At 43.9% G+C, this 12,628-nt stretch carries 13 protein-coding genes; 5 read left to right on the top strand and 8 right to left on the bottom strand.

The features are described 5' to 3' along the window. Window positions 1–68: 68 nt before the first annotated feature. From L0J61_RS04530 to L0J61_RS04520, 3 genes are all read right to left on the bottom strand, one after another. The gene (locus tag L0J61_RS04530; RefSeq protein ID WP_301465128.1) at window positions 69–824 is read right to left on the bottom strand and encodes a LysE family translocator; all 756 of its coding nucleotides are present in this window, start codon (window positions 822–824) and stop codon (window positions 69–71) included. A gap of 130 nt (window positions 825–954) precedes the next feature. Then, complete coding sequence (gene argE, locus L0J61_RS04525) at window positions 955–2,172, bottom strand: acetylornithine deacetylase (protein ID WP_301465126.1); 1,218 nt, start codon at window positions 2,170–2,172, stop codon at window positions 955–957. 117 nt (window positions 2,173–2,289) lie between these two features. Next, window positions 2,290–2,943 (bottom strand): UPF0149 family protein, encoded by a 654-nt coding sequence (locus L0J61_RS04520; RefSeq protein ID WP_301465125.1) that lies wholly within the window; start codon window positions 2,941–2,943, stop codon window positions 2,290–2,292. Window positions 2,944–3,155: 212 nt separating this feature from the next. Here L0J61_RS04520 and L0J61_RS04515 point away from each other — a divergent pair, with 212 nt between their 5' ends. Next, window positions 3,156–3,599, top strand: a complete 444-nt coding sequence (locus L0J61_RS04515; RefSeq protein WP_301465124.1) for a hypothetical protein — start codon at window positions 3,156–3,158, stop codon at window positions 3,597–3,599. Between the two features lie 99 nt (window positions 3,600–3,698). Then, on the top strand, window positions 3,699–4,124 hold the full coding sequence (locus L0J61_RS04510) for a cell division protein ZapA (protein WP_301465123.1): 426 nt from the start codon (window positions 3,699–3,701) through the stop codon (window positions 4,122–4,124). 258 nt (window positions 4,125–4,382) lie between these two features. On the opposite strand, the gene L0J61_RS04505 is transcribed toward L0J61_RS04510, so the two are convergent. From L0J61_RS04505 to L0J61_RS04490, 4 genes are all read right to left on the bottom strand, one after another. Then, window positions 4,383–4,703 (bottom strand): hypothetical protein, encoded by a 321-nt coding sequence (locus L0J61_RS04505; protein WP_367651942.1) that lies wholly within the window; start codon window positions 4,701–4,703, stop codon window positions 4,383–4,385. Window positions 4,704–4,746: 43 nt separating this feature from the next. Next, window positions 4,747–6,840 (bottom strand): glycine--tRNA ligase subunit beta, encoded by a 2,094-nt coding sequence (glyS, locus tag L0J61_RS04500; protein ID WP_301465122.1) that lies wholly within the window; start codon window positions 6,838–6,840, stop codon window positions 4,747–4,749. A gap of 9 nt (window positions 6,841–6,849) precedes the next feature. Beyond that, the gene (gene glyQ, locus L0J61_RS04495) at window positions 6,850–7,839 is read right to left on the bottom strand and encodes a glycine--tRNA ligase subunit alpha (RefSeq protein WP_301465131.1); all 990 of its coding nucleotides are present in this window, start codon (window positions 7,837–7,839) and stop codon (window positions 6,850–6,852) included. Window positions 7,840–8,271: 432 nt separating this feature from the next. Next, on the bottom strand, window positions 8,272–8,484 hold the full coding sequence (locus tag L0J61_RS04490) for a PspC domain-containing protein (protein WP_301465121.1): 213 nt from the start codon (window positions 8,482–8,484) through the stop codon (window positions 8,272–8,274). Window positions 8,485–9,137: 653 nt separating this feature from the next. Between L0J61_RS04490 and nadR the strand changes: the two genes are divergently transcribed. The 3 genes from nadR to L0J61_RS04475 all read left to right on the top strand — a co-directional run bounded on the left by nadR (window position 9,138) and on the right by L0J61_RS04475 (window position 11,762). Next, complete coding sequence (gene nadR, locus L0J61_RS04485) at window positions 9,138–10,241, top strand: multifunctional transcriptional regulator/nicotinamide-nucleotide adenylyltransferase/ribosylnicotinamide kinase NadR (protein WP_301465129.1); 1,104 nt, start codon at window positions 9,138–9,140, stop codon at window positions 10,239–10,241. 54 nt (window positions 10,242–10,295) lie between these two features. Then, entirely contained in the window at window positions 10,296–11,027 is a 732-nt protein-coding gene (gene pnuC, locus L0J61_RS04480; RefSeq protein ID WP_301465120.1) for a nicotinamide riboside transporter PnuC, read from the top strand. Window positions 11,028–11,321: 294 nt separating this feature from the next. Continuing rightward, complete coding sequence (locus tag L0J61_RS04475) at window positions 11,322–11,762, top strand: DUF962 domain-containing protein (protein ID WP_301465119.1); 441 nt, start codon at window positions 11,322–11,324, stop codon at window positions 11,760–11,762. Between the two features lie 114 nt (window positions 11,763–11,876). Here the strand turns inward: L0J61_RS04475 and L0J61_RS04470 are convergent, their stop codons facing one another. Beyond that, window positions 11,877–12,485: a nitroreductase family protein gene (locus L0J61_RS04470; protein ID WP_301465118.1), complete on the bottom strand. Its 609-nt coding sequence runs from the start codon at window positions 12,483–12,485 to the stop codon at window positions 11,877–11,879. Window positions 12,486–12,628 lie beyond the last annotated feature (143 nt).

Here is a 12,628-nt window from a genome sequence, read left to right as displayed (position 1 = left end):
GTTGTTTTATGATGTTTGTCCTAACCATAACAATTTTATTTTGAACTGACTATAGCCATAAATAATATTTAAACCATTAAACTATTTAATACTTCAGTCAATAAAGCAGTGGCAATTAAAATAAATATAACCCCGCAACCACGGTTTAGCCACGCCAAACGATTGCCCACATCCAGCCAGCCTGCTAGCTGTTTTCCACCCAATGTATACACCATTTGCCAAATTGTCTCACTCAAAAACAACCCTATGGTTAAGATAATATATTGCGGCCACAATGGCGCACCAAAGTTGATGAACTTTGGAAAGAACGCTGCAAAAAACAGAATGGCTTTGGGGTTAGAAAGTGATACCCATACACCTGTGCGGAATAGAGTCGTATTGCTCGGGTACACTGGTGACATCGCCGACGCATTGACCGCTGCACTCGATAATGACCGAGGTTGAGGGCTTTGCGCATCAGCGATAGAGCTCATCGTATCAGGATAATCGGCTGCGACCTCCTCACTCATTTCTCGAGCATCTTTCATCAAGTTACCATCGCCTGAATCACGCCAAGAGATGACACCTAAATAAATCAAATAGCCTGCACCTATTGCCTTGATACTCACAAGCAACCAAGGTGACTGCCGACTGATAACATCCAGTCCAAGCAAGGTCGAAAGTAGCAATATAAACAACCCAACGCTAAGACCTGCTAGTGTCCATAGCGTCCGCTTGACACCATAGTTCATACCATACTGAAACGCCAACAGCATATTCGGACCAGGCGTTGCTGAGATAAAAAACGTACTCGCAAAAAATATCGCAAACAGGTGCCAATACATCCAATAACTCCTACTCTTTCGTTTGAAAACTCAAAACACCAGACATATTAAAAAACAAACACCGTCGCATAGACGGTGTCTTGTAAACCAAAGTATATCTTAGCACTGACTGGAGCGTGTTCAACAGGCCCTAATTGGTCGCGCAGCTACTCAGCAGCTTCCGTAAAAACTGATCGCACTTCTCAATTTCAGTCAACTTAACGTACTCATCGGCCTTATGAGCCTGCTCGATACTACCAGGGCCACAGATGATTGTCGGAATACCTGCATTGGTAAACTGTCCACCTTCCGTCGCATAAGCCACTTTATGGCGGTTATCATCATTCGTTAACGCAGCTATCATCGCCTGTAGCTCAGCGCTGTCATTATCCGTCATGGCAGGTACGTTTTCCTCTTGCAGCAGCTCAATGCCTGTTTCTGGCGCACGCGTTTGCATTTGGACACTTAACTCTGCCACTTTGGCTTTGATCGGTGTGAGGATATCGTTTTGGGTCATATGCGGTAGATTACGATAATCAAAGGTAAACTCACATAAGTTGGGGACGATATTGGTCGCTGTTCCACCCTGTATCGTGCCGACTGATAAGGTAGAGTACGGCACATCAAACAAATCATCATTATCATCACGATGACTAATTTCTTCAGCCAACTCGTCGACATAGCCGACCAAACGACTGGCATAGCTGATGGCATTGACGCCCTGCGCCGTCAGCGAAGAGTGGGCAGACTTGCCATGCACGCGGCAGCGGTATACCGCAATGCCTTTATGAGCAACGACCATCGCCATGTTAGTGGGCTCGCCAACGATACAATAATTGGGCTCAATGTTGCGTGCTTTTAGATCCTCCAATATCAAAGGTGCACCCAAACAGCCTACCTCCTCGTCGAAAGAGAGTGCTAGATGTATCGGACGATTGAGCAGGCCTGAATTAGATAATTTCACTGCTTGCGGCAATAGCGCCAGTGCACAGGCGATAAACCCCTTCATGTCACAAGCACCACGACCGTACAATTTATCACCACGGATAGTGGCGGTAAACGGCTCAGTCGTCCACTCTTGACCGTCAACTGGTACCACATCGGTATGACCAGACAACACTAGACCACCGTTTAGCTCATCAGCATTTTTCCCAGCTGGCACGGTGACGAATAGATTGGCTTTGTCTTTGGCTTCATTAAAGGTCAAATCCACTGCTAACCCTAGTTGTTCGCAGTATGCTTGCACGTCTTCAATCAATACTAAGTTCGAATGGCGACTGACCGTATCAAAGCCAATCAGGCGTTTAAGCCAATCGATACTCTGTGCGGGGTAAACCCGTTCTGATACAGCACTATGATTTATCGTCATAAAACATCCTCATCATATAGGCTAAAAAGCCACGTCTTTAGAATACGCGCTGTGCTAGCGCTTTTCATTGCTCGTCCAATCTACACTGACTAAACTAACCTGAACAAGCGACACGGACTATGAAGGATTGTTTTGGTTCATAGCATCCATGACAGGTGGTATTGGTTTCGGCAAATTACCTTCCGCCTGTAATTCTTTGTTGGTCTTGGCATCGATTGCCAGTCCAGCTATCAAAGCTATGTCTTTGACTGGCTTGCGTTTACGGGTACCAAAGCTGACTGGTATCATACGCACAAACTCACATATATAAAGATAAGACTCTTCGCCACCTTCAAAGTCCTCATCCTCTGACAAGCGAATAGCGCCTATTTTGGCCAAATCTGATAGCATTTCGTTTTCTTCTGCGCTCAAACTACAATCCGTAATCCCAAAGCCCGTCATAAACCCATTGGCCCACTGTTTCAATGCCATCACACGCTCGTACAAGTCATGTTCATCATCTGGTAGCAGAGGCATGTAAGCATAGGCATCATCTTTGTCCTTGAGCTGAAACACCGTGTCTTCTGCTTCTTCAGTTAATAGCGTCAATGCAGGTTCTGGTAGTGCTGCAAAACTCAACTCTTCAAACACAGTCGCCCACACCTGCTCGTCAGGCGCATTACAAGCAGTCATTAGCCCTGTCATCAAGCCATGCACCTCACTGACCGACACGTCATTCCAATCGTCAAATGCAGTCAGCCAAGTATTCCAGCCAGAAATGTTATCATTCATACTAAATATCCCAGTCATTGATTATAATTTATAAAATAGAAACCACTTGAGCTCTATATATTTGTTCAAGCCTCGACTAATACAAGTCATTTAATACAGTCTAATACGTGTAATTACTTTGTTGATATAGATATTATGTGTTCACCTATGGCATTATTAAGCATATACAACAATATTCATTCACTTATGCTTATTAAGGATAAAAACTGACTATGTACGACCAACTCAAAACCTTAGAAAAAATGATACTCGATATCAAAAAGCAGTATCAAACAGTCAGTCATGAGCTTAGCACCTTAAAGCAGCAGCCAGCGACAGACCCAAAGGAACTTGCCGCTTTACAGAGCAAAGTCGATACTAGCCATGCCGAGCGTGATGAAGCCAAAAAACATTTGAAAGATCTCGACAATCGCTACCAAAGCCTTGCCGAAGCACATCACATGATTGGCGAGGAGCAGGACAAACTGCAAAAGAAAATCAGCCACTTACAGCAACAAAACAGTGAACTGCAGCAGCATAATAAGCAACTAAAGCAGCAGTATAACGACGTTCAAGAGCAAAATAGCGAACTGCAAAAAAAGAATCAACTGGCAGCTGAACGCACTCAAGTGGTATTAAAACGCTTAACCCGTATCGATCAAGCCGAAGGTTCGTAACACCCTACTGGACACCATGATTCGTGATGCTACCGAACAGATATCAGTAATACCCTATATTACGCCTTTTAATGACATATATTTATTGTAGGATTTATCATGACCGACAACCAGATTGAATATCCAAACCAACAGCCTGCAAACGGCCAGACACAGACAAACGCACTGGCTGACTCAAACCCATTGAACAACACTACTAAGCCAGGGTCAAAAAACAAAAATACACCTGAACCACAAATCAAAAAAGTGGATATTGCCATTGCTGGTGTCACCTATCCGATATACTGCCCGGTAGATGAGCAAGAAGACTTACAATCAGCAGTGACTTACATCAACAACTACGCATTAGAGCTGAGACGTGACGCTCCAAGCCTCAGTCAAGAAAGTATCCTAGTACTGTGCTGCTTGAACCTGTATGAAAGAATAAGTGCCAACCAACAGAAAGATGCGGAGCGAACCAAACAAGACCAACAAACAAGAGTTTTGCTGAATAAAATCACAAAAGATGCGCATTCTATCTTATAGGCCAACTCGCTAGCCAACTAACCTCGTAGAGCGCTACTGATATGACTCTGCGAGCACACACTGTAAATAATATGCCGTTGATACAGCACTATTACTAGTAAAGTCTAAGCAAACAGATAAGCGCCTAGCTCATTGAGCTAAGCGCTTTTTTATCGAGCCGACTATTTATCTGAACCAATTATTTACTAAAACATGTTAAACATTCAACACGCCCTGACCTATACCACCCAACAACGATGATTTAGAGCTTGAACTTATCTAATCATTCTCTTTATAGACCTTGCCTGCATGAAAATCCGCTTGATGCTCATAATTGCAAAAAAACAGTTCTTGGTTGCTCTTTTCCTCATCAACACTACTATCACAATCCGTTGCTGGGTCTGTGACAGCCGTAACTGGCTTGGTCTCAAGGACGCCGCGATATTCTGCCAGGCTGTGCCCACAAAAGCTGCAATTCCGTGGTGTGACGACGTCTCCTTCCTTTGGCATCATACTTTTAGGCGGACGTGGGTACATAAATTTATAAAACGCCCACATCGCCAACCAAATAACGAGAATTACAATAATAACGGCAACCACAGCAATGCTCCTTTGTGTACAGATGATAGATAAAGGCTACAACTTAAAGCTGTAACTCACTGATATCAGCCACTGTTAAAAATAAAGCGCGAACTTGCTTCAGTAGCGCTAAACGGTTGTTTTTTAATGCTGCATCTTCACTATTGACCATCACATCCGCAAAAAACTGCGTCAGTGGTTCGTCTAAACTAACCAAAGTTTGCAATACTTTTGTATAGTCAGCTGCTTCAAGTAATGGCGTGACGTCTTTTTGTGCCTGCTGAACAGCCTGATACAACGTTTTTTCGGCTGGTTCAGACAGTAACGTCTCGTCAACATTATCAGCCACATTGACTTCTGATTTTGCCAAAATATTGGCAACGCGTTTGTTTGAATCAGCGAGCTTTTCAGCTTGTGCCAATTCGCTAAACGTTTGTACCGCACGAATACGCTGATCAAAATCCAGCGGCATGTGCGGGTTGATGGCTTGCACTGCTTGGATGGTATCGACGCTGACGCCTTGCTCGGTATACATCGCTCGATAGCGTGAGTTTAAAAATGCCATCACTTGCGTAAAGGTATCGCCCATTTTGGTGATTTTACTACCTTCATTTGTGCTATAGCCTTTAATCGCCTGTTCGACAAGTGCGACAAGATTAATCGGTAACTGCTTTTCAATCAGAATACGCAAGACACCAATGGCGGAACGACGTAAGCTAAACGGATCTTTTGATCCTGTCGGTGCTTGATCAATCGCAAAAATACCAACGAGCGTATCTAATCGATCTGCCAATGCCAAGCAGATACCAATCGGGGTTTTTGGCAACACGTCACCACTAAACTTAGGTAAATACTGCTCTTCTAGACTGGCTGCAACTGCTTCTGGTTCATCATTCAGGCGCGCATAATAAGTACCAGCGATACCTTGCAATTCAGGATACTCACCGACCAACGAGCTCGCCAAATCTGCTTTGGACAAAATGCCTGCACGTACTGCCTCATCTACATCAATATCATGGCCCTGCTGCTGCATCAGCGTCGCGATAAAGGCAGCAAGCTTAGCAATACGCTCAGACTTCTCCCAAATCGTACCTAGCTTGTCTTGGAAAACACGAGTTTTCAAATTTTCTGTAAGAGCAAACAATGGCTGCTTTTGATCTTGTAAAAAGAAAAACTCAGCATCAGCCAAACGTGGACGCACGACCTTCTCGTTCCCTTCGATGATTTGATTCGGGTCTGATGACTCAATATTGGTAATAAAGATAAAGTACGGCTGCAGTTTGCCAGCTTTATCCGTCAAACAAAAATACTTTTGGTCCGCTTGCATGGTTGAAATAAGCGCTTCTTGCGGCACTTGCAAGAAACGTGCTTCGAAGCTGGCTCTGAGCGCGATTGGAAAATCAACCAATGCCGTCACTTCATCCAGTAAATCCTGAGGCACGATGGCATCTGAGTTGACTTCATCAGCCAATGCTTTGACTTGGTTTTTGATGAGCATCTGACGCTTATCAAAATCTGCCACGACTTTTAAGCCATCAAGCAGCTCAAGGTAGTCATTGGCGTGAGCAATACCATGGTAATTGGGACTATGGAAGCGATGACCGCGAGTTTTGGCACCCGTCTCATGTCCTTGGATAGTAGCATCAATGACAGCTTCATCTTGCATCAATACTACCCACTGGACTGGACGCACGAATTCGTTTCGGCTACTGCCCGCACGCATACGCTTGGCAATCGGTAGATTATCGAGCGCCGTCTGAAAAATATTTGGCAACAACTCAGTGGTCGCTTGACCATGAACGGTCTGCTCATAGCCCACATAGTCACCTTTATCGGTGTTGATGGTGATGAGATCGCTCGGATCAATGCCCAAACCTTTAGCAAAACCCATCGCAGCACGCGTAGGATTTCCGTCAGCATCAAATGCTGCTTTAATCGCAGGACCACGCTTTTGCTCGCTACGATCAGGCTGCTTGTCACTAATGCCCTGAATTTGAATCGCCAAACGACGCGGAGCAGCAAACGCTGTGATGCCATCAAAACCAATATTCGCTTCATTTAACTGTTCAGTGACACTGGCTAGCAACGCATCACGTAGTGGCTTTAGGCTTTTTGGAGGCAGTTCTTCACACCCCAGTTCAAATAAAATGGTACTCATGGGATGCTCCTATTTATTATTGGTAGCTTGCTTGTTATCGGTAGTTTGACTGCTGTCTGTATCGTCAGTTGCCGCTTCTTCTTTTGGCAAATACTTATCGAGCGCCGCTTGGCGATGGTCTTCATCTGCCATTGGAAAACCTAGCTTGGCACGTGCTTCGACATAACCAAAGGCAACTTTGCGCGCTAAAGTCCTGACGCGTAGAATAAAACGCTGACGCTCAGTCACTGAAATCGCACCACGGGCATCCAGCAAGTTGAAGGCATGAGACGCCTTTAGCACCATTTCATAAGCTGGTAGAGGTAACCCCGCCTCAACGAGCTTATCGGCTTGTTGCTCGTAAAAGTCAAACATCTGCCCCGTCATCGGCACATCTGCATGCTCAAAGTTGTAAGTAGACTGCTCAACTTCGTTTTGATGGAAAACATCACCATAAGTCACACGACCAAACTCGCCATCAGCCCAGACCAAATCATAAACGCTATCGACACCTTGCACATACATCGCCAAACGCTCAAGACCATAAGTGATCTCGCCAGTGACTGGGAAACACTCAATACCGCCCACTTGCTGGAAGTAAGTAAACTGTGTGACTTCCATACCGTTGAGCCAAATCTCCCAACCAAGCCCCCATGCGCCAAGCGTCGGTGATTCCCAGTTATCCTCAACGAAGCGCACATCATGCACCAATGGATCAATTCCGATGGCTCTGAGCGAATCCAAATACAACTCTTGGATATTAGGTGGGTTCGGCTTTAGTACCACTTGAAACTGATAATAGTGCTGCAAGCGGTTCGGATTATCACCGTAGCGACCATCGGTAGGACGGCGTGATGGCTGGACATAAGCAGCATTCCAACGCTCAGGCCCTAACGAACGCAAAAACGTCGCTGTATGAAAAGTACCCGCGCCGACCTCCATATCATACGGCTGTAACACAACGCAGCCTTGGTCGGCCCAGTAATTTTGTAAGGTGAGGATTAAGTCTTGAAACGTCATCGGTTGAGAGTTTTTCGCTTGGGATGTCATAGTAAAATCACTGTGGAATTAGTATTATTTAATAAAACGTTGATAGCACTCGTACAGCCTGTTCGGCAACGACTCTATATGCCTGCTCACCTTACTAAAAATTGACTATTTTATCCATATTTACCGCAACTAAATTTATATCGTACTCAGAGATTCTTAGTGTGGCATTAGTGTGGTACTGGATATTGTAGGTTCTTGAACGGTGATATTTTTTTAGCAGTACGTTTGGTTTTGACGGTATCTTACGACCGTGCAGATGACTTCATACCACTAGCACAAAAAAAATACCCAAATGCATAAACATTTGGGTAGGAGGAAAAACATGTCGCTGGTATCCTGATCATTCAGGCTTTTTTTTAGTGGAGCTGTTGATTTCGTTAAAGTGCAGCTTATCAATACGGCTTACTGATAAGAACCGCTGCTAGCTTTTGGCATAACTATCCAAAGGATAATGTAGATTAGGATGCCTGGAACTGCGGCGCTCAGCGATGATACGATGAAGAATAGAAGCCTCACCCAAGTGGGCGACCAGCCGAAATACTCTGCAATACCGCCCATCACGCCTGCTATCATGCGGCTATTTTGTGAGCGATGTAATTTTGCTAATTTAGCCAAGCTTGGTACCTCTCTATTTGCGATTTGTTTGCGATCTATTTGCAATTTGTTTTTTTATCATTATTCACGATTGTTTTAGTTCTTCTTTTTTTACGGTTCTGACCCTGATGATCTTTTATTTAATAATCTTTTATTTTCTAGTCAGTCTTCGGTCAGGCTTTGGAGCAAACCTTTTTAACTTACGAATTAGTATATCAACGATTTAGTTTTCGACTGTTGGGTATGTACTAGTTCTTTGTGACTTTATGCTACCCAAGCTTGCTTCAACCTATCATCTTCGACCATAACCCATTGATTCTAAATATTTATTTCAAAATGTTTCATAAGAATTCATTGCTAAAACCCTTATTCTTTGCACTTTACTTATAGCTATTTTTTTAGTGTAATCAGAAAGGTGAGATACCGTCACCTCGTTGTAAAAGACTATACGCCATTCACACTTCATATCTGACCGAACATATTTGACCGAACTTCTAAACAACAGGGAGCACATTCATTGCTCGTTCAGTGTTTATTTGGTTTTGCAGAACTTAGGTTACATCGATTTATCTATAGGTCGAGAACAGTCGTCACATCTTGCTGACTATCTCACAGCCATAAATAATTGACAGCTTAGTTATGGCCTTGGATTAAAACCCAGATTGAAAGCCCAGATCGAAGGGCAACGAAAAACAGCGCTAACAAAGACTACTAAAATAATAAGGATGTTTATGTACGCCACAGGTTTGATGATTGGATATTTTGAACCACTGCATCTGGGACATATGCGCAGTATTTTAGCGGCAGCAGGACAGGCCAAAGCTTTGCATATCGTCATTACAGCACACCCAGCACCGCATCCGGATTTTCACATCACTCTACAAGACAAAGCGCGCTGGCTACAAATGGCTTGTGCCGATTTGCCTTTCATTCATGTGCATACCTCCCATGAGATTGAACTGCCCTTGCATGACAGTTTTCACGACATCACCATTGATATTCCTGCCAGCAATGCCAAACTACAACGCTTAAACGATGCGCTTGACTTGCCCCCAGAAACCATATTATTTATGGCCGAAAACCATCCGTTGGCACAGAGTACTATGAGCCATCGACTACGAATGCCAGTAGTGACGACTCCGCTCCAACCCGAGTTTGACTCGTTTGCCATCGCTGGCAATCCTGTTGCGCATTGGTCAGCGATTCATCCAGAAGCACGCGGTGACTATACTAAGACCGTCGCCATCGTTGGTGGGGAAAGCTCAGGCAAAACGACATTGGTGCATAAACTTGCCAACTATTATGGCGCCAGTTATGCGCTAGAAATGGGTCGCTTGTACGTCGGTACCGACTTAGGAGGCAGCGAAGTTGGATTACAGTATAGTGATTACAGCCCCATCGCACTCGATCATGCACAAGCGATTCGTAAAGCAACCTCTGTGGCCACCGCACCAGTAACCATCGTTGATACGGACTTCGTGACTACTCAAGCGTTTTGTGAAGAGTATGAAAATCGCACCCACCCTTTTGTGGCTACTTGTATCGATGAATTTCGCTTAGACTATACCATCATGTTGGACAATAATACGCCATGGGTAGATGATGGTATGCGATCGTTAGGCACAGATGATGCTCGCGGACGCTTCGAGCAGCGGCTAGTAGATATTTTTGCACGCCATCACATCCAGCCCCATTTGATTGATGAGCCTGATTATGACGCCCGCTATCAGCAGGCCATACACTTTATCGACCAGTATGTCTTTAATAAAAAGCTATAATTCAAAACAGCAGAATTCGCTCTGCCATCAATATCTATTGTTAGGAAATAAATTATGCGCATTCAGCTACTAGATAACATCACCGGAAAATGGGCTGTGCAATGGATTATAGTCTGGTTTATTTGTGGTGTGCTTGCCCTGTCCGCAGGTTTTTGGCTCACCACAGACCACACTACCCTTGACTGGTTTTATTTGGCTGTGTCATTTGTCGGCTTGGTTTGCGTCGTATCGCTTTCTTTTCGCAAAAATGTGATGGGCAATGGTTTTGGTATGGGCGCAACCGCTGGTGAAGTGGTCGTACAAGCTACCTCTGGTGCCGTCGGCTTGATGCTTGCACCACTTTTCAACTTTTTTACCCACCTCTACGGCATGTTTTACTGGTCAAAGCACACTGACCTCGACGGCGATATGATTCCCAAGTCTGCCAATAAAGCCGTTTGGTTAATCACCATGATCTTCATCGTGATCGGTCTGGCTCTATTTCCTACCGTAAACGATCTGCTCGCAAGCTATGGTTATGCGGTCGTAGAAGAGGATAACAGTCTGTTTTTGGGGTTTATTTCCTTCTTCTGGATCAACGTCATCGCGTTTGTGCTGTCCATTACCGCACAGGCAGCCATGATTCTCCGTTACTCATTTAACTGGTGGTTATGGATAATCGTCAACTTCGTCTGGCTAATCGTTAACCTAATGTCGGGGAACTATATCTTTGCTATCCAAACCATGATCTATCAAGTCAACTCTTTCATTGGTCTTTATGAATGGCATCGTAGTGAACAAGGCTAAATCATGATGTCGATCTAAAACACAGGGTCGAAACGGCTAAGTATTTTCTCAACCTTGTCGAATAGTTGTCTTTCTTGCTAAGCCAAATTTATCTCGTTTTGATCTCCATTTGCAAAAATACACTTGTCCTAGTGTCTTTTTTGACTGGATCGTTTAGCAGATAGAATGGCAGATTAGCGACATTAATGTTAAAACTGATAGCACTAATGTCTTGAAGCTTAAACGACATTACCATTTAAAAGACTAAATTATTTCAAATACTAACTTATTTTAAATACTAACAAGGAGGTTAGCATGTCTCGTCAACCACGAATGTCTAGACGCACGCTCGAACAGTGGCTCAGTGAGTACTCTGTCAGCCATCAAAACCTAATCAACAAAAAAATTCATTGGCTATGCGTTCCCACTATCTTTGTTAGCCTACTTGGGATGGGAATGTCGCTGTCGGTATGGTTTACCCTGGTGCTGAGTGCCTTAGTTCTACTGTTCTATATGCGCTTATCCACACCGCTATTTTTGGCAATGGGTATTTTCATCCTAATCTGCTTGTCTGTCATGACGATGTTGCCTTGGGGCTTTAAAGTCTGGGCAGGTGTCTTTATCGTTGCATGGATTGGACAGTTCATCGGTCATAAAATTGAAGGAAAAAAACCGTCGTTTTTCGAAGATTTGCAGTTTTTGTTAATTGGTCCAGCATGGGTTGCAAATAGCTTGATGGCTGACAAAAACAATTAAAAGTTACTAGGGCGTATTACATAAAAATCGCCATCTAACCGACCGTTAGATGGCGTTATTCTTTATTTCGAAACTGATCATGGTTTTTACACAAGCCTTGAATAACTTAAGGTATTAACCAAGTACTTTTAAACGCTCTTCCATAGGCTCGAACGTTTTGTCACCTGCGGGCTGCTCAATTGCCCCAAATACTATTTGTGCATTTAGCTCCCAATCTTCAGAAATATCCCAAGTGTCGGCCACTTCCTGATCAATAATTGGATTATAGTGTTGCAAGTTTGCACCGACGTCAATACTCGCCAACGCCGTCCAAACCACATACTGATGCATCGCACAGGTCTGCTGTGCCCAAACTGGAAACTTGTCTGCATATAGAGGCGCTTTTTCTTGCAGGGCTTCCACCACGTTTTGATCTTCAAAGAACAAAATAGTACCTGCACCCGCCTTAAAACCATTGATTTTCTCTTTTGTTGACTTAAAACTCTCTTCGTCATCAACGATTTTATGCAATGCATTTTCAGTGATATCCCACAACTTCTGGTGCTCATCGCCAAACAAAACAACGACACGTGTCGATTGCGAGTTAAACGATGATGGCGTATGCATAATCGCGTGCTCAACCAGTTTTACAACTTCATCATTTGCTACTGGTAGCTCGTCACTCAACGCATAGATTGAGCGACGTTTTTCGGCCAGTTTTTGTAAGGTGTTTAAATCTGACATTGTGTTTCTCCACATTGGGCGTGATGGTGATTTATTATTGTGAGTTTGGCAATATGTTGCACTAACGGATTGGTTTTTTAACGTATCAACATAAGGCGCTTGTATCGCTGTATTGTAGGAAAAAACGCATCACACCCATATTT

The organism is Psychrobacter sp. (genome assembly GCF_030457785.1).
Lineage (GTDB): Bacteria > Pseudomonadota > Gammaproteobacteria > Pseudomonadales > Moraxellaceae > Psychrobacter.
The sequence above is the reverse complement of the archived record's forward strand: the minus strand, read 5'-3'. Positions and strand labels throughout refer to the sequence as shown.